The following is an 18,068-nucleotide window of genomic DNA, read 5'->3' on the forward strand; positions in this document are numbered from 1 at the left end:
CGTCAGGTCGGTGATCCGAACCAGACCGGCGCGCGTGGTCACCCGCGGCCTCCGGCGGTGAGTTCGCCGACGAGGCTTTGGACGCGCGTGCGGATCTCGTCGCGGATCGGCCGCACCGCCGCGACACCCTGACCGGCCGGGTCGTCGAGCTTCCAGTCCAGGTACGTCGTGCCGGGGAAGTACGGGCAGGCGTCGCCGCAGCCCATGGTGATGACGACATCGGAGGCTTGGACCGCATCGGCGGTCAGGACCTTCGGGATCTCTGCCGCGATGTCGATGCCGACTTCCGCCATCGCCTCCACCACGGCGGGGTTGACGTGCTCGGCCGGCGCCGAACCAGCGGAGCGGACCTCGACGCGGTCGCCCGCGAGGTGGGTGAGGAAGGCGGCGGCCATCTGGGAGCGGCCCGCGTTGTGGACGCAGACGAAGAGCACGGACGGCTGCTGGCGGTCAGACACGGGCGGAACCTTCCTGGGCGGGCGTGCGCTCGGCGGCCACGGCCGACGGCGGTGGGAAGTAGCGGCGGGCGGCCAGGGCCACGTAGACGAGGCCGATCAGCACGGGAACCTCGATGAGCGGGCCGACAACTCCGGCCAGGGCCTGCCCGGAGGAGGCGCCGAAGGTCGCGATGGCGACGGCGATGGCGAGTTCGAAGTTGTTGCCCGCGGCGGTGAAGGCCAGCGTGGTCGAGCGGGGGTGGTCCATGCCGACGGCCCTGCCCAGCGCCATGGACCCGGCCCACATCACGGCGAAGTAGATCAGGAGCGGTACCGCGATCCGGACCACGTCCATCGGCTGCGAGGTGATCGCGTCCCCCTGGAGGGCGAACAGGACGACGATCGTGAACAGCAGCCCGTAGAGCGCGAAGGGGCCGATCCTGGGGATGAGCTCGGACTCGTACCAGGCGCGGCCCTTGGCCTTCTCGCCGAGACGACGGGTGAGGAACCCGGCCACCAGGGGGATGCCGAGGAAGATCAGCACACTGCGGGCGATCTCCCACACGCTGACGTCGAGCCCGGTCTGCTCCAGGCCGAGCCAGCCCGGCAGCACGGTGAGGTAGAACCAGCCGAGCGCGGAGAAGGCGATCACCTGGAAGACGGAGTTCAGGGCGACGAGGACGGCGGCGGCTTCACGGTCGCCGCAGGCCAGGTCGTTCCAGATGATGACCATGGCGATGCAGCGGGCCAGGCCGACGATGATCAGTCCCGTCCGGTACTCCGGCAGGTCGGGCAGGAGCAGCCAGGCGAGCGCGAACATGAACGCGGGGCCGAGGACCCAGTTCAGCACGAGCGAGGGGATCAGCAGGCGTCGGTCACGGGTGACCGTGTCGAGACGGTCGTAGCGGACCTTGGCCAGGACCGGATACATCATCACCAGCAGGCCGAGCGCGATCGGCAGGGAGACGCCGGTGACGGTCACCTTCGCCAGGGCGTCGCCGAGTCCGGGCACGAGCCGCCCCAGGCCGAGTCCGGCGGCCATCGCCAGCAGGATCCACACCGCGAGGAAGCGGTCCACGAACGACAGGCGCGCGGCGACCGGCGCGGTCACGGATTCGGTGGTCATCAGGCGTCCACCGCCGTCCCGGAACGGTCGGGCAGTGGCTGCCCGGCGGGGCGGGTGAGAATCCCGGCGAGCCGGTCGGTCATCTCCGGCAGCAGCCAGTAGTAGACCCAGGTGCCACGTCGCTCACAGTCGATCAGCCCGGCCTGTCGCAGCAGCTTCAGGTGGTGGGAGATCGTCGGCTGCGAGAGGTCGAAGGCGGGGGTGAGGTCACAGACGCAGACCTCGCCCCCGGCCCGGGAAGCGATCATCGACAGCAGCCGCAGCCGGATCGGATCACCCAGCGCCTTGAACACCTTCGCCAGCTCGGCCGACTGCGCTTCGTCCAGCGGGGCGGTCAGCAGGCCCGGACAGCAGCCGTCGGCGCCGTCCCGGCCCACCACGGCGAGTTCTTGTTTCGACATGCTTCTATGTTGACGTCTTTCGATCCAGGGCGCAATCTTGAATTGAAGAACATCGATGTAACGAGATGGGAGACCGCCATGTCCCGTGTTCAGGTCGCCCTCAACGTGCCCGATCTCGACGCTTCGGTGGAGTTCTACTCGAAGCTCTTCGGCGTCGAGCCCGCCAAGCGCCGCCCCGGCTACGCCAACTTCGCGATCACCGAACCGCCGCTGAAGCTCGTCCTCATCGAAGGAGGGGCGGGGCAGGAGACGCGGCTGGATCACCTCGGGGTGGAGGTCGCGGGCACCGACCAGGTCACGGCCGCCACCGGCCGCCTCAAGGACGCCGGGCTCGCCACCTTCGAGGAGAACGACACCTCGTGCTGCTACGCCGTCCAGGACAAGGTCTGGGTCCACGGACCCGGCAAGGAGCCCTGGGAGGTCTACGTCGTCAAGGGCGATGCCGACCAGATGGGCAAGAGCGCAGCTCTCGACGCCGCCGACGCCTGCTGCAAGATCTGAACCGCCGACGGCGACACCCTCAGGTGCACCACCACAGGAAGCGCGTGCAGGTCGGTGACGGGGCGGGGGTCGGGGCCGCCGGGGAGGGCGGGGGCGGGTGGGTGGGGTCCGGGCCCTGGGCCGGGGTGTTCTCGGCGGCGGGGGCGCGAGGGGTGTTCGGGGACGGCTCGGTCGCGGCGGCGGACGTGGGCGCGTCGTCGTCGGAGGTGGGCGCGTCCTCGGACGCGCGGGTGGCGTCGCCGGACGGGCGGGCCGTGCGCTCGCCGCTCGGCTCCGGGCCGGAGGACGACGTACGGTCCGAGGCCGGGCGGTCCGGGGAATCGGGGGACGAGGACGTGGGCGACGGGGTGCGCCAGTAGCCCTCGGTGGCCAGCTCCGCCACGAAGACCGCGGCGAGGACGGGGCCCAGCACCGAGGCCAGGATCAGCACCCGGCGGCCGCGCCCCCGGCGGGCGCGGCGGCCGCGGGGCTTGGGCTTTCGGCGGGAGGTGCGCGGATCGTTCATTTCGCCGGGCAGGTTATGTGCCCGGCGCAGGGCGTGGGGGCGGCCCGGTGTGAGGATCTTGTGGGGAGAGGGGGCGGGTCCGCCGGGGTACGGGTCCGCTCAGCCCGCGAACGCCGGTTGCGCCAGCCCCCGCCCCGCGTCCGGGATGACCAGCACCGAACCCGCCAGCGGCGGGGCCGCGGCGCCGAGGCCGACGCGGGCCGAGGAGACGTACAGATCGCTGAGGCCGGGGCCGCCGAAGGCGCAGGCGGTGGGGCGGGGGAAGGGCAGCGGGATCACCCGATCGAGTGTGCCGTCCGGGGCGTAGCGGCGGATGGCGGCGCCGTCCCAGAGGGCGACCCAGACGCAGCCGTCGGCGTCCACGCACAGCCCGTCCGGGAAGCCCGCGCCGTCCTCGATGTGGGCGAGGGGGCGGCGGCCGGTGACGCCCTCCTCCGTCACGTCGAAGACGTCGACGCGGCGGGTCGGGGAGTCGACGTAGTACATGAGGCGGCCGTCCGGGCTCCAGCCGGTGCCGTTGCTGACCGCCACGTCCGGCAGGATCTGCGCTGCGGAGCCGTCGGGGCCGATACGGGACAGGGTGCCGCCGCCCGCCGCCTCGTCGTAGCGCATCGTGCCCGCCCACAGCGAACCGTCAGGGGCGACGGCCGCGTCGTTGCCGCGGCGGCCGGGGACGGGGTCCCGGACCAGCCAGCGGAAGCCGTCCCCGGGGGAGTCGTACAGGCCGATGCCGTCGCGCAGGTTGACCACCAGACCGCCGCCCGCCCGCGGCTTCGCCGCGCCGACGTGCTGCTCGGTGGCCAGGGTGGTGTTCCGGCCGGTGGCCGGGTCGTGGGTGTGGACGCGGGCGGACAGGATGTCCACCCAGATCAGCCGCCCGGCCGTGGCGTCCCAGGTCGGGCCCTCGCCCAGTTCGGCGGTCGCCCGGACCGCCACGTCCCATCCCCGCCCGCTCATATGCCGCGTCCCCTCCGGTGCCCCAGGCGTACGGACAGCTCGCCCGCGCCCTTGGCCGCCAGTTCCTCCAGCTCCGCCTGGCGCTCCTCGCTCCAGCGGATCGTCGGCACCGAGATCGACAGCGCCGCCACCACCTTGCCCGCCGAATCCCGCACCGGCGCGGCCACGCAGCTCACATCGGGGTTGGACTCCTGCCGCTCGACCGCGACACCGCGCTCCCGCACGGTGACCAGGTGGCGGTGCAGCTCGGCAGCGGACGTGATGCTGTTCTCCGTCATGGCGACCAGCGGCCGGTCCTCGGGGAACCGGGCGGTCAGCTCGTCCTCCGGGAGGGAGGCGAGCAGCATCTTGCCGACCGAGGTGCAGTGGGCGGGCAGCTTGCGGCCCGCGGCGGAGACCATGCGTACGGCATGGGTGGAGTCGACCTTGGCTATGTAGATGACGTCCGCGCCCTCCAGAATGGCGACATGGACGGTCTCGTCACAGGTCTCGGCGACGCTCCGGGCCACCTGCTGGCCCTCGGCGGCCAGGTCGAGCTGTTCCGCGTACCGGCTGCCGAGCTGGTACGGGCGCACTCCCAGCCGGTAGCGGCCGGGCTGGTCGGGCACATGGACCAGGTAGGAGCGGGCGGCCAGCGTGGTCACCAGCTCGTGCACGGTGGTCCGGGGCAGTCCGAGGCGCCGGGTGATCTCGGGGGCGGAGAGCGTACCGTCGCCGTCGAGGAACAGCTCGAGAATGTCCAGAGCCCGGGTCACCGCGGGCACGAGGCGTCCCATGTGGTTCGCCCACCCCTTCTGGTCCAGATGGCAAGTGTTCGAGATCCCGGCCGATGGCCGGTATCGCGAACACAGATTACGCGCACGCCACTTCTCACGGCAATGGTTGCGCAAAGGCCCTGAGGGACACTGACAAGACTGCCAGGGACCGGTCCCTACGGCATCGGCAGCAGGAGGTCACCGCGAAGGCGCCGCGCCCGCAGCACCAGCTCCAGTTCGAAGCGGCGGTCCGGGTCCTCCACCTCGTCGCCCCACAGCTCCCTGATCTGCCGGAGCCGATAGCGCACGGTCTGCGGATGCACCCCCAGCCGGTCCGCGATCTCCGGCGCCCCGCCCCGGGTCTCCAGCCACGCCAGCAGCGTCTCGGCGAGCCGGCGGCCCTGCGCGGGGCCGCATCCGGCGAGCGGGGCGAGGCGGCGCCTGGCCAGGGCGTCGATCAGTTCCTCCGGGGGCAGCAGCACCAGCGCCTCGGTGTGCTCGGTGCAGTGCAGCACCTCCCCGGCGGGCAGCAGCCGCCGCTCCATCAGCCGGACCGCGGCCGCCGCCCAGCGCAGCGACTTGGCGGCCTCGGCGAGCGGTACGGGCGGGCCGACCGCGCCCGACCACCCGGCGGTGGCGCGGCGCAGCAGCTCGGGGCGGCCCGCCTCCTCGGGGTCGGGGACGACCATGCGCGGCTGTTCGCACTCCATGTCGAGGAGGACGTCCCGGCCCACGGCGGGGGCCAGCGCCTCGCGCGCGGGGCGCAGCAGTACGGCGACGGCGACCCGTTCGGGCAGCGGCCAGCCGATGCGGGCCGCCCGTTCGGCGAGGGCGTCGGCGTCGGCGGGGTTCTTGCGGGGGTGTTCGGTGAGGAGCAGGTCGAGCAGCCGCCGCTGGAGCCGCAGCCGCTCCCCCGCCTGGCGCGCGGCGGCCTCGGCGTAGCCGCGCATGGACTCGGCGACCAGCCCGTCCAGGTACTCGAAGCCGGACTCGGCGAGTTCGTACATGGCGGGCGCGGGGATCTCGACCTGCTGGCCGATCTCGGCGAGGCGGCGCCAGGCGAGCCGTACGCCGAGCCGGTACATGGCCTGGAGCGAGTCGAGGCTGCGGCCGTGCTGCACCTGGCCGCGGCCGAACTGCTGGAACACCTCGGGGTGTTCGCGGGGGCCGCCGGAGCCGTCCGACACGTAACTCACGAAGTGTTCGAGGGCGCGCCGGATGCCCACCAGCGCCACCGGCTCGCCACTTTCGTCCGGGACGATGACCAGGTTCGGATACTCGCGGCGGATCTCGCGGAAGATGTCCTCGGCGAGGACCGGCACCTCGTCCAGGGCGAGGCGGGCGAAGTGGCGCACCCGCGACCGGGGCACCTCGCGCCAGGCCGAACGCAACGGCGATGCCATGGCCGGATCAGTGCTTCCCTGCCGGGGTCGCGGTGGGGACGGGATCCGTGGAGGTCGGGAAGGTGACGAGGGGGACGTTCGGCTGGTCGGGGGTGACGCCCAGCAGGGCGACGATGCCGAACGCGGCACCGAACGCGAGGGCGGCGGAGAGGACGCAGGTCACGGCGGCGGCAAGCAGTCTGGGCATGGTGCGGTGAGCCCCTTCCGTATGGCGTGCGCACCGGCCCGGTCCGGCAACTCACCAGCATGGAAGGAGGATTGACACTCCGTCAACCCTCCGCTTACGGTCCCGGCTCAAGACTCGCCGGTAATGTCCGGCCGCATCGAGACGGAGTGCCTGCCATGCGCCGCTCGGTACCATCCACGTCATCCATTTTCTGGCCGCTGTCGCTGATCCCGCTGGGGCTCGGCGTCTTCCTGCTCGTCCTCGCACCCCTGCTGACCTGGTACGTCGAGCCGCGTGCGAAACGCACACCGATCGACACCGACGTGACCACGGTGTTCACCGGCCCCGGCAGCTACTTCGACACCGACAAGGTCAAGGAGGAGCGGGACCAGCGGCTGACCATCACCCGCCGGGTACTGGGCGACGTCCACGACAGCGACCGCACCGGGCGCGCCGTCTGGGACGTGTCCACGACGGTCGACACCCCGCACACCCTGCGGCTGCGGGACCCGCGCCGGGCCTTCCAGTGGAAGACCGAGCGCTGGGTCACCGACCGCCGCACCAATGAGCCGGTGCACTGCTGCGGCGAGTCGCCGGTGCCGTTCCAGGGGGACGCGTACCTGAAGTTCCCGTTCGATGTGAAGAAGCAGACGTACCGCTGGTGGGACAGCACGCTGGGCGACACCGTCCCGCTCCGCTTCGCCGGGACCGCGAAGATCCAGGGGTACGAGGGCTACCGCTTCACCGGCACCGTACGGCCCACCCGCACCGGCACCCGCCAGGTGCCAGGGCGGCTGGTCGGCCGGGGCAAGCAGGGCCAGGTGCAGGCCGAGGAGTGGTACGCCAACACCCGCATCGAGCTGGTGGCCGACCGCCGCACCGGCCGGATCATCTACGCCGGGATCTCGCCCAAGGTCACGCTGCGCGCGCCCGGTGGCAGCCGGGACCGGGTGACGCTGCTGCGCGGCCAGGGGCTGGCGTTCACGGAGGCCACGCAGCGCGGCCAGGTGAAGCTGGCCCGGGACGACAACCGCAGGCTGGAGCTGGTCGGCGAGACGGCGCCACTGGCCGCCGGGATCGCCGGGGCGGCGCTGACGGCGGCGGGAGCGGTGCTGGTGGTGCGGGGGAGGCGGCGGGTGGAGTGATACTGCGCGATGTGATGAAGCGTCAGCTCACAGGGGCGGGCAATTTGTCACGCCGGTGAGTAGCCGGGGCGAAAGATGAAGCGAAAACTGACCACCCCACGAGCATCACCCCATCGCACACCCCCGGTTCGGCACGTCTCCTCCCGCAGTCTTCCCACGAAGTCTCCGCACCCTGAGACGAGTTGGAGCACCCCGCCATGCCCCAGCACGTACGAACGTCCCCCGCCCCGATCCCTGAAGCCACCTCGGAAGCCACCGCGCCGCTGCCGCGCCGGATCGTCTTCCTCGCCCGCCGCGACCTCGGCAATCCGGCGGCCGGTGGCTCCGAGCTGCTGGTGGACCGGATCGCCGAGGGGCTGACCGCCCACGGCCACCAGGTCACCCTGGTGTGCGGCGGGCCCGCCGACGCCCGCGGCTACCAGGTGGTGTCAGCGGGCGGCCACGGACGCACCCTCGGCGAGCTGGGCCACTTCCTGCGCACCCCGCACACCCTGGCCCATCGGGTCGGCCCCTGCGATCTGCTGGTCGAGGTGTGCAACGGGCTGCCCTATCTGGCCCCGCTGTGGCATCGCGGCCCCACCCTGTGCCTGGTCAACCACGTGCACACGGATCTGTGGAAACTGCGGTTCCGGGGCCCGGCGGCCCGGCTCGGCAGGCGCCTCGAACACTGGGCGCTCACCGGCACCCACCGCGGCAACCTCATGGTGGCCGTCTCCGACTCCACCGCCGCCGGTTTGCGTTCCCTCGGCGTCGACCGGACCCGCATCCGGGTGGTGCACAACGGCGTCGAGGAACCGGGGCCGCTGCTGCCCGCCTCCCGTGAGCCGCTGTTCCTCGCGATGGGGCGGCTGGTCGAGTACAAGCGCGTCGACCTGCTGCTGCGGCTGTGGGAACGGGTGCGGCCGGTCACCGGTGGACGGCTCGTCATCGTCGGCGACGGCCCGGAGCGGGCCCGGCTGGAGGCGGTGGCCGGTCCCGGCGTCACCTTCACCGGCCATGTCACCGAGGAGGAGAAACACCGGCTGCTGTGCCAGGCGTGGCTGCTGCTGCACCCCTCCCTGATCGAGGGCTGGGGCCTGGTGGTGATGGAGGCGGCCACCCGTGGCACGCCCACGCTCGGCTTCGACGTCCCCGGGCTGCGCGACTCCGTCGACGACGGGGTGACGGGTGTGCTGGCGCGCGGCGAGAGCGCGTTCGCCGCCGCGTGGTGCGCGCTCGCGCTCGGCGCTGAGCGGCGCGAGGCGCTGGGCCGGGCGGCGCGGCTGCGTGCGGAGCGGTTCCGGTGGAGCGCGACGGTACGGGGCTTCCGGGCCGTCGCCGCGGAGGCGTACCTGTCGGCGCCACCGCCCCCGCTCCCGCCCGTATCGTCCTCGCTCAGACCGAGGCGGTGAACGGTCCCGTGCGCGACCCGTCGATCCGCCGCTCCGTCGCTCTCTTCCGCGCCTTCCTGCGGGAGCAGACCGACCCCGAACACTGCTACCGGCTCCTCGCGCAGGACGCCGCGCGGCAAGTGGCGCGGTACGCCGGGCCGCTGCGCGGGCAGGTGGTGGTCGACGTGGGCGGTGGCAGCGGCCACTTCACCGAGGAGTTCCGCCGCCACGGCGCGGACGCGTACCTCTTCGAGCCGGACACCGTTGAGCTGACCGCCCGGGGGCACGCACCAGCCGGGGCCGTCCTCGCCGACGGATATCTCCTGCCGCTCGCGGACCGCGTGGCGGACGTCGCGTTCTCCTCCAATGTGCTGGAGCACGTGGCCGATCCGTACACCTTCCTCAGCGAGCTGGCACGCGTCACCCGCCCCGGCGGGCTGATCTACGTCTCGTACACCAACTGGCTCTCCCCCTGGGGCGGCCACGAGTGGGCACCCTGGCACTACCTGGGCGCCGAGCGGGCCCGCGCCCGCTACCGGCGCCGCACCGGGCGGCCCGCCAAGCACACGCTCGGCGAAAACCTCTTCCCCCTCCACATCGGCCCCGTCCTGCGCCACGTCCGCGGTCGCGCGGACGTGACCGTGGTCTCGGCGCGTTCCCGCTACTGGCCGTTCCTCACCGAGGCGGTCACGCGGGTGCCGGGGCTGCGGGAGGTCGCGACGTGGAACCTCCTCCTGATCCTTAGGCGGTCGCCATGACCCAGACCCAGGTCGTCCCGTCCCCGCCCCGGGTGCGCACCCCGGCCGCCCCGCCGCCGCCCGCCCCCGGTGAACGGCCGCGCGGGCGGCGGTGGCTGTTCGGGTTCTGGGCCGCCGTCCTGGTCGCGTTCCTCGCGCCCTCGCCCGGCAAGATGTCCTTCGACACCAAACTGCCGGTCGTCCTCGACCCGTTCGGCTTCCTCGCCGACCTCGGCGGGCTGTGGCACGACCGGGCGGGCTTCGGCGGGATCGCGGACCAGTACGTCGGCTACGCGTTCCCGATGCTGCCGTACTACGCCCTGGCCCACCTCGCCCATGTGCCGGTGTGGTTCGCCGAGCGGCTGTGGATGTCCCTCATCGTCACGGTGGCGTTCTGGGGCGCGCTGCGGCTCGCGGAACGGCTGCGCGTCGGCAGCCCGGCGACGCGGCTGCTGGGCGCGGCCGGGTACGCGCTGTGGCCGGTGTTCACCATCGTCGTCGGCTCCACCTCCGCCGCCGCGCTGCCCGGCGCGCTGCTGCCTTGGGTCGTGCTGCCGCTCACCAACCCGGCGAGCCTCCCCCGTATCGCCGCCGCCCGCTCCGCGCTGCTCGTCCCGTGCATGGGCGGCGTCAACGCCGCGTCCACGCTCGCCTCGCTGCTGCCGGTCGCGCTGTACCTGCTCAGCCGCCCCGCCGGGCGGCGCCGGTGGGCGCTGCTGGGGTGGTGGCTGCCGGGGGTGGTGCTGGCCACGCTGTGGTGGGTCGTACCGCTGCTGCTGCTCGGGGTGTACGGCGAGAACTTCCTGCCGTACATCGAGCAGGCCGACACCACCACCGCCACCATGTCCGCCACCGAGGCGCTGCGCGGCGCGGGCAACTGGGTGGCGTACCTGCACTTCGGCGAGGCGTGGCTGCCGGGCGGCTGGACGGTGGCCGCGTCCGCCGTCGCCATCCTCGGCTCCGGTGTGGCCGCCGCCCTGGGCCTGGCCGGTCTGGCGCGCCGCGACCTGCCGGAGCGGCGGTGGCTGCTGCTGGTCGTGCTGTCCGTCGCGCTGATCACCCTGGCCGGGTACGGGGGGACGCTCGGCGGGCCGTTCCACGAGACGGTGCAGGGGTGGCTGGACGGCTGGCTGCGGCCGTTCCGCAACGTGTACAAGTTCCAGACCGGGCTGGCGTTGGCGCTCTCCTTCGGCCTCATGCATGTGCTGACGGCCGGACGCCGCTTCCGTGGCCGCCGGTTCCTTCCCGGTGTCCTGGCCCTGCTGCTGCTCCCCGCGCTCGCCTGGCCGTACCTCAACGGCAGCGTCCTCCAGCCGGGCCGCTTCACCGCGCTCCCCTCCCACTGGGAGAAGGCCGCCGACTGGCTCGACGCACACTCCCCCCGCAGCCGCGCCCTCGTCGTGCCCGCCACCGCGCACGGCCTCTACACCTGGGGCAGCCCCATCGACCAGCCGCTCGACGTGCTCGCGAAATCCCGCTGGGCGCAGCGCGACTTCGTGCCCTTCGGCACCGCCGGATCGCGGCGGGCGATGGACGCCGTCGAGCAGGCGCTGATGAGCGGCGGCGAGGTGCCCGGGCTGCGGGACTTCCTCGCCCGGGCCGGGCTGTACGAGGTGGTCGTACGCAACGACCTCGACCCCGACCAGATCGGCTACGTACCGCCGCAGACCGTCGCCCGCACCCTGGAGGCCTCCGGCTATCGCAAGGTGGCCGGGTTCGGGCCGCTCATGACCGGTGGCCGGATCGCGGCGAACACCCCCGTGCAGGTGCAGGGGCTGTTCCCGCGCCGCCAGGCCGTCGAGATCTACCGGCCACTCGATACGGAACGCCCCGGCGAGGTGGCCGCCAAGCCGGTGTCCGCGACCGCCGCCATCAGCGGCGGCCCGGAATCGCTGCTCCAGCTCTCCGCCGACCCCGCGATGGCCGACCGTCCCACCGTCCTCACCGGCGACCGCCACCCCGGCACGAACACCCCCGCCCTCCAGGCGGTCGGCGACGGCATGCGGCGCGCCGACACCCGCTTCGGGCTCGTCAACTCGGGCACCTCGTACACGTACACCGCCGACGAACGGAACCCGTCCGGCAGCCTCACCGACCCCGGCGACCCCCCGCGCCAGATCCTGCCGACGACGGGCGCCGCACACCAGACGACCGCCGCGCTGCGCGGAGCGCTCTCCGTGACCGCCTCCAGCAGCGGCAACTGGCTGTTCCAGCTGCCGCAGTACGACCCCGTCGGCGCCTTCGACGGCAACCCGGACACGGCGTGGGCCGAGGGCAGCGCGGGCAAGCCGGTGGGGCAGTGGCTGCGCATCGAGTTCGCCCAAGAGCTGCGCCTGCCGGAGTCGATCCAGCTGACCCCGCTGCCCGGCGACGGCATGCGCGCCGCGCCCACCTCCGTACGAATCGAGACCGACAACGGGTCGGCGGACAGCCCGCTCCAGCCGCACGGCACCCCACAGTCCGTCAAGGTCCCGGCCGGTCCGGCGAAGTGGTTGAAGATCACGATCACCGGGTCGCAGGCGCCCAAGCCGGGCCTCTCGGGGGCCGGGTTCTCTGAGGTGTCCGTACCCGGCGTACAGGTCACCCGGCTGCTGGCGCTCCCGGCGGACGCCGAACGGAGCGACGCCCCCGCCGAGGTGGTCTCGCTGCACCGGTCCGCCGACCCGGGCGGCCTCTCGCCCGCGTCCGCGGAGGTCGGGCTGCACCGCCAGTTCCGTACCGGGAGCGGGGTGAAGTACGCCGTCACGGGCCAGGCCCTGGCCGTACCCGGTGACGCGCTCGACACCCTGCTCGCCCAGGTGGCGCCGGGCCAGCGGCCCCGGGTGCGGATCACCGCCGACTCCACCAGCCGCACCGGCACCGCGCTCGGCGCCCGCAACCTCATCGACGGCGATGTCACCACGGCGTGGATCGCGGGCGACTCCCCCGTCCTGCATCTGCGGTGGCCGGGCAAGAAGCGCGTCAGCGAAATCGTCCTCGCGGCGGCGGGCGGGCTCTCCACCCGGCCCGAGGAAGTGCTCATCAACTCCCCCGACGGCGCCGCCACCGCCGGAGTCGACGCCAACGGCTGGGCCCGCTTCCCCGCCATCACCACTGACCGGCTCGACATCACCATCAGCAAGACCGCGCCGCTGACCCTGCACAACCCGGTCGCCGGGCAGGATTTGCAGCTGCCGGTGGGGCTGAGCGAGCTGTACCTGCCCGAGCTGGGCAGCATGCTCCGCACCACCCCGCCCTCGCCGCGGGCCCGCTTCTCCCTGCCCTGCGGCCAGGGCCCGGCCCTCGCCGTGGACGGCACCCTGCACGCGACCAAGGCGTCGGGCCGGATACGGGACCTGACGGAACGCCGTCCGGTGAAGGTCGAGCTGTGCGGCGACGAGGCCAAGCGCGGCACACTGCGGCTCGACGCGGGCCGCCACACGGTGGAGGCGGGCGACACGGGCCCGCTGGCCCTGACCGACGCCACGCTGACCCGCGGGAAGCCCGCCACCCCCGCGCTCGATGTGCGCACCGTCCAGGCCGAGGACTGGTCGGGCGACCGCAGAACGGTCAAGGTGGCCGCAGGCCAGGCCGTCTACCTCCAGACGTACGAGAACCACAACGACGGCTGGAAGGCCACGCTGAACGGCCACGACCTCACGCCGCTGCGCATCGACGGCTGGCAGCAGGCGTTCCTGGTCCCGGCGGGCGCGGGCGGCACGGTGACGCTCCGTTACGAACCCGCGACGACGTACCACGCGGGCCTCATCGGCGGCGCGGCCGCGCTGCTGGTGCTCGCCGCGCTGGCGTTCGTCCGCCGCCGCTCGGCTGAGCCCACGGAAGCCGCCTCGCCTCCGGCGCCGGGCTGGGTGCTCGGCACGGTCGCCCTCACGGCGGTGATGATCGCCGCAGCGGGCTGGCCGGCCCTGGCCGTCCCCGTCCTGGCCCTCCTGGCCTGGTACCGCCCGGTGTGGCTGGCCCCGACGGCGTTCGCGGCGATGGCCGCGGCGGCGGTGGTGGCCGCCACGGGCGGCGGTGAACCGGCGGCGGCGGACGAGGGCGCGTTCAGCGGCCTGGCCCAGGTCCTGGCGATCGTGGCGCTGACGGCAGCGGTGGTGACGGCACCGCCCCGCCGCGCGGCCGGGGACACCGGCGGCGACGGGCAGACCGCACCCCGCACACCCGACGGGCCCGGTGCCTCACGGCCGGAGGAGGGCGGGGGCCGGTGACCGCGGTCGAGCGTGGCGCGGGCGGCCACTCCGCCCCGGCCACGGCGGCACCGCACCGCGCGCGGCGCATCCCCTTCCCCACCGTCGACGAGATCTCCCGTCACTGCTTCCAGGACGACGAGCCCGAGACCGTGCACATCGAGGTGCATCTGCCCGGGCGGCCCGAGCCCGAGCGGTTGCGGGACGCCTTCCGGCACGCCCTGTCGCGGCATCCGCGGATTCTGGTGCGGGAGGCGCCGGGGCGGTGGTGGCGGCGGCGGTACGAGTGGGAGGTGACCGACGGGCCGGACGTCGAGCCGGTGAGCTTTCCGCCGTGCGCCCCCGGCGCCCTCACCCGGGCCCGGGAGCGGGCACTCGCGGAGTGCCCGCCACTGACCGCATCGCCCCCGGTGCGGATGGAGGTCGTGACCGAGCCGGACCGTACCGGGTGCGTGCTCGTCCTCACCGTCAACCACACCGCCCTCGACGGGCCGTCCTGCCTGCGGGTGTTCGCCACCGCCGCCGCCCTGTACAGCGGCGGTGGCGGTGGCGGCGCCACCCCGGCCGCGCCACCCGCGGCGCCCCCTCCGCCCGCGCCGCCCGCGCCGCCCGCGGCCGTGCCCGGCCGGGGGCTCGCCCGGCCCGTGCGGATCGCCATGGACACCCACACGCCCCGCACCGGCAACGCCATGTCGCTCTTCGAGCTGCCCGTACCGCAACGCACACCCGGCGCTCCCGGCGATGGCCCGCGCCCCACCGTCAACGACCAACTCCTCGTCGCCACCTGTCTGATGGCCGCCCGCTGGAACGCGTTGCACGACCGTCCGCCCACCCCCGTACGGATCACCATGCCCGTGGACGACCGCCCGCGTGGCGCGTCCGGGATGGCCATCGGCAACGGCACCCGGCTCGTGGAGGTCGGTTTCGGACCCGAGGAGCGGGCGGACGCGGAACTGCTGACCCGGGAGACGCCCGATCCGGCGGCGGTGGCGCGGCTGCTGCACCGCACCGCGGCGCGCACACGGGCGCTGAAGGCCGCGCCGGGGGCGCAGTTGGGCGTGGGCGGGACACTGCTCACGGTGCCCGCCGTGCCCGTGGGGCTGCGGGCCGCGGTGACCCGCGGGCTGCGACGGGCGGCCGGGCCGTGGACCTCGACCACGTTGCTGAGCAACATCGGCCGCATCCCGTACACGTTCGACTTCGGCGAGGCGGGCGAGGCCACCGCCGTCTGGGTCTCGGCCCCGGCCCGTATGCCACGCGGGCTGACGGTGACGACGGCCTCGACCGGCGGTCGGCTGCATGTGACGGTGCGCTGGTCGCGGGCGCTGCTGGACGACGCGGCGGGGGCGGGGCTCGCGGGCCTGTTCCAGCGCGCGCTGGCCGCGACCACACAAGCCACCGCGCAAGCACACACGGAAGGCACGGCATGAGCCCCGCGCTCCGGGACTTCTACGAGAACCCGGCCGTCCCCGTGGCGTCCGGCCCGGACCGCAGCCGCCGCCAGGCGCGGATGCTCGCCCACGCGCTCAACGTCGACGCCGCCGAGGGCTACGACCACGCCGCCACCGTCCTCGACATCGGCTGCGGCGACGGCACCGCGGCCGCCACCGCCCTCCCCTTCCTCCGTGGCCACCGCCTCATCGGCGTCGACTGGTCGCAGGACGCGCTGCGCCGCGCAGCGCACCGGCTGCCCGCCGTCGTACGCGGCGAACTCGACCACGGCGGGCTGCCGTTCGCCGACGGCAGCGCCGACGCGTGCGTGTTCAGCGAGGTGGTCGAGCACCTGGTCGACCCGGACACGGCGCTGGACGAGCTGCGCCGCGTCCTGCGCCCCGGCGGCCATCTGCTGCTGTCCACGCCCAACCTGGCGGCCTGGTACAACCGCGGGCTGCTGCTGGCCGGGGTGCAGCCGGTGTTCTCGGAGGTCAGCCTGCGCGGCATCCACGGCCGCCCCGGCCGCGACGTCGTCGGCCATCTGCGGCTGTACACGGCACGGGCGCTGCGCGGTTTCCTCACCGCGTCCGGTTTCGAGGTGGTACGGCTCGTGGGGGCACCCTTCCACGGCGTACCGCGGGGCTTTCGGCCACTGGACCGGGCCATGTGCCGGGTGCCGTCGCTGGCGTCGATCCTGCTGGTGCACGCGCGGCGGAAGGAGGGCGCATGGGCTGGGGGGTGATGGCGGCGCTGCTCGCGAACGTCGCGTACAGCACCGGCTTCGTACTGGAGAAACGCGCCCTTTCCGCGCTGCCACCGCTCAGCACGACCCGCCCCGCGCGGCTGCTGCGGCTGCTGCTGGGGAGCCCGCTGTGGCTGGCCGGTTCGGCGGCGCTCGCGGCGGGGTTCGGGGCGCAGCTGGTGGTGTACCGCACGTTGCCGATCGCGGCCGCGCAGGGGCTGTTCGTGTCCGGGCTGGTGCTGCTCCTGCTGCTCTCCTCCCGGGTGCTGGGCGAACGGACCAGTGGCCGCGAACGGGCCGGGATCGGGCTGATCCTGTGCGCCCTGGTGATGGTGGTGGCCTCGCTGAAGGGCAGTGGCGGCGTCAGCCGCACCGCCACCAGCAATGCCACGCTGCTCGCCATCTGCGTCCCCTCCCTCGTGGCGGGAGTGTGGCTGTACGGCGCCACCGAGTGGCGCGCCCGCCATTCCGGCCGGCGGCCACCGACCGGCGTGGAGTACGGGGTGGCGGTCGGCCTGCTGTACGGGGTCAGCTCGCTCGCCATCAAGGGCGTGTCCGGGCTGCTGACCACGGACGGCATCGGCACCCTCGCTCTCACGCTGCTGCGCGGCCCGTACCCGTATCTGCTGCTGTTCACCGGCGCGGCGGGCCTGGTGCTGTCGCAGACGGCGCTGCAACGCTGCCGCGCGTCGCTCATCGTGCCGGTGTGCACGACGGTGACGTGCGTGTTCACGGTGGTGTGCGGAACGGTCGCGTTCGGCGAGCCACTGCCCCACGAGCCGTGGCGGCTCGCCCTGCGGCTCGGCGGGACGGCGCTGGCGGTGTGCGTCCTGCTGACCCTCCCCCGCCACGACGCCGCCCGCCCCGATCCGGTACGCGAAGGAAGTGAGCGATGACATGACCCCCGACGACCCGATCCTGACGATCCTGGCCTGCCCCCTCGACAAGGGCCCGCTGACCCTGCTGCTGCCCGAGGACGTCCTGTACAACCCGCGGCTGCGCCGCCGCTACCCGATCGTGGACGGCGTCCCGCAGCTGCTGCCGTCGTCCGGGGAAAGCGTCCCCGACGAGGAACACGAACGGCTGGCGCAGCGCCTCACGCCCTGACCCGGCCGTACCCGTACGCCACGATGGACACCATGGACTCCGCACTCGACCCGTCAGCCGACGTGTTCCCCACCCCCTTCCCCTTCGTCCTCGTGCTGCTGCGCCGCATGGCGGACTACCAGCCGGGCCTGGTCGAGGACGCGCTGCGCGAGCTGGGCCACGGGCGCGCCGTGATGCGCGAGGCCAACCGCCGCTGGCAGGCGATGCAGCGCTCGCCGCGGCGGCGCCCGGCCGTCGCCCGCTACCGCTCGGTGCTGGGCCCGCCCGAGACCACCGCGCGGCGCCGGATCGGCGATCTGACGTGCGACGCGCTGAGCTGGCCGGTCCCGCTGTGGCCGGACCTGCGGTTCGAGGTGCTGACCGCGCCGGGCGGGGCGGTGTGGAACGAGTGGCTGGTACGCGCCCCCGGCGCCCCCGCGCCCGCCCTGCGCTCGGCCGCCGACCTCACCCCCTGGTCCTGCACGGTGGACGACGTGGCGCGTGCCTTCCCGCCCGCGCGGCCGATGGAGGGCTCGGCGCCGACCCGCTCCCGGCTGGCCTTCGACGCCCCGGCCGACCCCGAAAGCGGTGAACTCCGCCACTACGTGGCGGAGTTCACCTGGGGACTGCTTCAGCGGGTGGAGGACGTCAGGCCAGCTTCGCCGTCAGCGTGATCTCCGTACCGGCGAGCGCCTGGCTCACCGGGCAGTTCTTCTTGGCGTCCTCGGCGGCCGCCGTGAACCCGGCCTCGTCCAGACCCTCGACCGAACCCTCCACGGTGATGTGGATACCGGTGATGCCGGTGCCCGGCTGGAAGGTGACGTCGGCCTGGGTGGTGAGCTGGGTGGGCGGGTTACCGGCCTGGGTCAGCCCGTGCGACAGCGCCATGGAGAAGCAGCTGGAGTGGGCGGCGGCGATCAGCTCCTCGGGGCTGGTCTTGCCGTTCGCCTGCTCGGCACGCGACGGCCAGGAGACGGGCTGCTCGCCGATCCCGGACGAGTCGAAGGTGACCGTCCCCTTGCCCTCGGCCAGATTGCCCTGCCAGACGGTGTGCGCGGTGCGCGTCGTAGCCATGCTCGCTGTTCCCTGCTTCCTCTGCTCGGTGGCGTACGGAAT

At 73.7% G+C, this 18,068-nt stretch carries 19 protein-coding genes; 10 read left to right on the forward strand and 9 right to left on the reverse strand.

Annotation, left to right across the window (positions count from 1 at the left end; all coding sequences use genetic code 11):
• Positions 1 to 38: 38 nt before the first annotated feature.
• Genes ACH4TL_RS29670 through ACH4TL_RS29680 form a run of 3 tightly spaced genes read right to left on the reverse strand, consistent with a single transcriptional unit; the run spans position 39 to position 1,964 of the window.
• Entirely contained in the window at positions 39 to 458 is a 420-nt protein-coding gene (locus ACH4TL_RS29670) for an arsenate reductase ArsC (RefSeq protein ID WP_398321857.1), read from the reverse strand.
• Positions 451 to 1,563 carry an ACR3 family arsenite efflux transporter gene (gene arsB / locus ACH4TL_RS29675; RefSeq protein WP_398321860.1) on the reverse strand — a complete coding sequence of 371 codons (1,113 nt, stop codon included), beginning with the start codon at positions 1,561 to 1,563 and terminating at the stop codon, positions 451 to 453. The genes ACH4TL_RS29670 and arsB overlap by 8 nt, the downstream gene beginning before the upstream one ends.
• Entirely contained in the window at positions 1,563 to 1,964 is a 402-nt protein-coding gene (locus ACH4TL_RS29680; protein WP_398321863.1) for an ArsR/SmtB family transcription factor, read from the reverse strand. Before ACH4TL_RS29680 ends, arsB begins: the two co-directional genes overlap by 1 nt.
• A gap of 78 nt (positions 1,965 to 2,042) precedes the next feature.
• On the opposite strand from ACH4TL_RS29680, the gene ACH4TL_RS29685 reads away from it, so the two are divergent.
• Positions 2,043 to 2,465: an ArsI/CadI family heavy metal resistance metalloenzyme gene (locus ACH4TL_RS29685; RefSeq protein ID WP_398321866.1), complete on the forward strand. Its 423-nt coding sequence runs from the start codon at positions 2,043 to 2,045 to the stop codon at positions 2,463 to 2,465.
• Positions 2,466 to 2,484: 19 nt separating this feature from the next.
• Here the strand turns inward: ACH4TL_RS29685 and ACH4TL_RS29690 are convergent, their stop codons facing one another.
• The 5 genes from ACH4TL_RS29690 to ACH4TL_RS29710 form a co-directional block, all read right to left on the reverse strand.
• Positions 2,485 to 2,970: a hypothetical protein gene (locus tag ACH4TL_RS29690; protein ID WP_398321869.1), complete on the reverse strand. Its 486-nt coding sequence runs from the start codon at positions 2,968 to 2,970 to the stop codon at positions 2,485 to 2,487.
• 99 nt (positions 2,971 to 3,069) lie between these two features.
• Positions 3,070 to 3,927 carry an SMP-30/gluconolactonase/LRE family protein gene (locus ACH4TL_RS29695; protein ID WP_398321872.1) on the reverse strand — a complete coding sequence of 286 codons (858 nt, stop codon included), beginning with the start codon at positions 3,925 to 3,927 and terminating at the stop codon, positions 3,070 to 3,072.
• Positions 3,924 to 4,703: an IclR family transcriptional regulator gene (locus tag ACH4TL_RS29700; protein ID WP_398321875.1), complete on the reverse strand. Its 780-nt coding sequence runs from the start codon at positions 4,701 to 4,703 to the stop codon at positions 3,924 to 3,926. The genes ACH4TL_RS29695 and ACH4TL_RS29700 overlap by 4 nt, the downstream gene beginning before the upstream one ends.
• Positions 4,704 to 4,858: 155 nt before the next feature.
• Positions 4,859 to 6,085 carry a helix-turn-helix domain-containing protein gene (locus ACH4TL_RS29705; RefSeq protein ID WP_398321877.1) on the reverse strand — a complete coding sequence of 409 codons (1,227 nt, stop codon included), beginning with the start codon at positions 6,083 to 6,085 and terminating at the stop codon, positions 4,859 to 4,861.
• A 7-nt stretch (positions 6,086 to 6,092) separates the two neighbouring features.
• A complete protein-coding gene (locus ACH4TL_RS29710) occupies positions 6,093 to 6,272 on the reverse strand; it encodes a hypothetical protein (RefSeq protein WP_398321880.1) in 180 nt (59 codons plus the stop codon).
• A gap of 155 nt (positions 6,273 to 6,427) precedes the next feature.
• Here ACH4TL_RS29710 and ACH4TL_RS29715 point away from each other — a divergent pair, with 155 nt between their 5' ends.
• The 9 genes from ACH4TL_RS29715 to ACH4TL_RS29755 all read left to right on the forward strand — a co-directional run bounded on the left by ACH4TL_RS29715 (position 6,428) and on the right by ACH4TL_RS29755 (position 17,626).
• Positions 6,428 to 7,396 carry a DUF3068 domain-containing protein gene (locus ACH4TL_RS29715; protein WP_398321883.1) on the forward strand — a complete coding sequence of 323 codons (969 nt, stop codon included), beginning with the start codon at positions 6,428 to 6,430 and terminating at the stop codon, positions 7,394 to 7,396.
• A gap of 197 nt (positions 7,397 to 7,593) precedes the next feature.
• Positions 7,594 to 8,787, forward strand: coding sequence for a glycosyltransferase family 4 protein (locus ACH4TL_RS29720; protein ID WP_398321886.1), 1,194 nt, complete (start codon positions 7,594 to 7,596; stop codon positions 8,785 to 8,787).
• A gap of 8 nt (positions 8,788 to 8,795) precedes the next feature.
• The gene (locus ACH4TL_RS29725) at positions 8,796 to 9,524 is read left to right on the forward strand and encodes a class I SAM-dependent methyltransferase (RefSeq protein WP_398322166.1); all 729 of its coding nucleotides are present in this window, start codon (positions 8,796 to 8,798) and stop codon (positions 9,522 to 9,524) included.
• Positions 9,521 to 13,711: an alpha-(1->3)-arabinofuranosyltransferase family protein gene (locus tag ACH4TL_RS29730; protein WP_398321889.1), complete on the forward strand. Its 4,191-nt coding sequence runs from the start codon at positions 9,521 to 9,523 to the stop codon at positions 13,709 to 13,711. The genes ACH4TL_RS29725 and ACH4TL_RS29730 overlap by 4 nt, the downstream gene beginning before the upstream one ends.
• Complete coding sequence (locus tag ACH4TL_RS29735; RefSeq protein ID WP_398321892.1) at positions 13,708 to 15,120, forward strand: condensation protein; 1,413 nt, start codon at positions 13,708 to 13,710, stop codon at positions 15,118 to 15,120. Before ACH4TL_RS29730 ends, ACH4TL_RS29735 begins: the two co-directional genes overlap by 4 nt.
• Complete coding sequence (locus ACH4TL_RS29740; RefSeq protein WP_398321895.1) at positions 15,117 to 15,866, forward strand: class I SAM-dependent methyltransferase; 750 nt, start codon at positions 15,117 to 15,119, stop codon at positions 15,864 to 15,866. Before ACH4TL_RS29735 ends, ACH4TL_RS29740 begins: the two co-directional genes overlap by 4 nt.
• The gene (locus ACH4TL_RS29745) at positions 15,851 to 16,762 is read left to right on the forward strand and encodes a hypothetical protein (protein WP_398321898.1); all 912 of its coding nucleotides are present in this window, start codon (positions 15,851 to 15,853) and stop codon (positions 16,760 to 16,762) included. Before ACH4TL_RS29740 ends, ACH4TL_RS29745 begins: the two co-directional genes overlap by 16 nt.
• Before the next feature lies 1 nt (position 16,763).
• A complete protein-coding gene (locus ACH4TL_RS29750; RefSeq protein ID WP_398321901.1) occupies positions 16,764 to 16,973 on the forward strand; it encodes a Trm112 family protein in 210 nt (69 codons plus the stop codon).
• A gap of 32 nt (positions 16,974 to 17,005) precedes the next feature.
• A complete protein-coding gene (locus ACH4TL_RS29755; protein WP_398321904.1) occupies positions 17,006 to 17,626 on the forward strand; it encodes a hypothetical protein in 621 nt (206 codons plus the stop codon).
• On the opposite strand, the gene ACH4TL_RS29760 is transcribed toward ACH4TL_RS29755, so the two are convergent.
• On the reverse strand, positions 17,601 to 18,026 hold the full coding sequence (locus ACH4TL_RS29760) for an OsmC family protein (RefSeq protein WP_398321907.1): 426 nt from the start codon (positions 18,024 to 18,026) through the stop codon (positions 17,601 to 17,603). The two genes, ACH4TL_RS29755 and ACH4TL_RS29760, sit on opposite strands and share 26 nt — an antisense overlap.
• Positions 18,027 to 18,068 lie beyond the last annotated feature (42 nt).

The sequence above is a fragment of the Streptomyces sp. NPDC021115 genome, assembly GCF_044333065.1.
Taxonomy (GTDB): domain Bacteria; phylum Actinomycetota; class Actinomycetes; order Streptomycetales; family Streptomycetaceae; genus Streptomyces.

Excerpts from the sequence above, each read along its gene's own strand:
- arsB (WP_398321860.1), bottom strand. The coding sequence starts at position 1,563 with ATGACCACCGAATCCGTGACCGCGCCGGTCGCCGCGCGCCTGTCGTTC.
- ACH4TL_RS29680 (WP_398321863.1), bottom strand. The coding sequence starts at position 1,964 with ATGTCGAAACAAGAACTCGCCGTGGTGGGCCGGGACGGCGCCGACGGC.
- ACH4TL_RS29685 (WP_398321866.1), top strand. The coding sequence starts at position 2,043 with ATGTCCCGTGTTCAGGTCGCCCTCAACGTGCCCGATCTCGACGCTTCG.
- ACH4TL_RS29690 (WP_398321869.1), bottom strand. The coding sequence starts at position 2,970 with ATGAACGATCCGCGCACCTCCCGCCGAAAGCCCAAGCCCCGCGGCCGC.
- ACH4TL_RS29695 (WP_398321872.1), bottom strand. The coding sequence starts at position 3,927 with ATGAGCGGGCGGGGATGGGACGTGGCGGTCCGGGCGACCGCCGAACTG.
- ACH4TL_RS29700 (WP_398321875.1), bottom strand. The coding sequence starts at position 4,703 with ATGGGACGCCTCGTGCCCGCGGTGACCCGGGCTCTGGACATTCTCGAG.
- ACH4TL_RS29705 (WP_398321877.1), bottom strand. The coding sequence starts at position 6,085 with ATGGCATCGCCGTTGCGTTCGGCCTGGCGCGAGGTGCCCCGGTCGCGG.
- ACH4TL_RS29710 (WP_398321880.1), bottom strand. The coding sequence starts at position 6,272 with ATGCCCAGACTGCTTGCCGCCGCCGTGACCTGCGTCCTCTCCGCCGCC.
- ACH4TL_RS29715 (WP_398321883.1), top strand. The coding sequence starts at position 6,428 with ATGCGCCGCTCGGTACCATCCACGTCATCCATTTTCTGGCCGCTGTCG.
- ACH4TL_RS29720 (WP_398321886.1), top strand. The coding sequence starts at position 7,594 with ATGCCCCAGCACGTACGAACGTCCCCCGCCCCGATCCCTGAAGCCACC.
- ACH4TL_RS29730 (WP_398321889.1), top strand. The coding sequence starts at position 9,521 with ATGACCCAGACCCAGGTCGTCCCGTCCCCGCCCCGGGTGCGCACCCCG.
- ACH4TL_RS29740 (WP_398321895.1), top strand. The coding sequence starts at position 15,117 with ATGAGCCCCGCGCTCCGGGACTTCTACGAGAACCCGGCCGTCCCCGTG.
- ACH4TL_RS29745 (WP_398321898.1), top strand. The coding sequence starts at position 15,851 with ATGGGCTGGGGGGTGATGGCGGCGCTGCTCGCGAACGTCGCGTACAGC.
- ACH4TL_RS29750 (WP_398321901.1), top strand. The coding sequence starts at position 16,764 with ATGACCCCCGACGACCCGATCCTGACGATCCTGGCCTGCCCCCTCGAC.
- ACH4TL_RS29755 (WP_398321904.1), top strand. The coding sequence starts at position 17,006 with ATGGACTCCGCACTCGACCCGTCAGCCGACGTGTTCCCCACCCCCTTC.
- ACH4TL_RS29760 (WP_398321907.1), bottom strand. The coding sequence starts at position 18,026 with ATGGCTACGACGCGCACCGCGCACACCGTCTGGCAGGGCAATCTGGCC.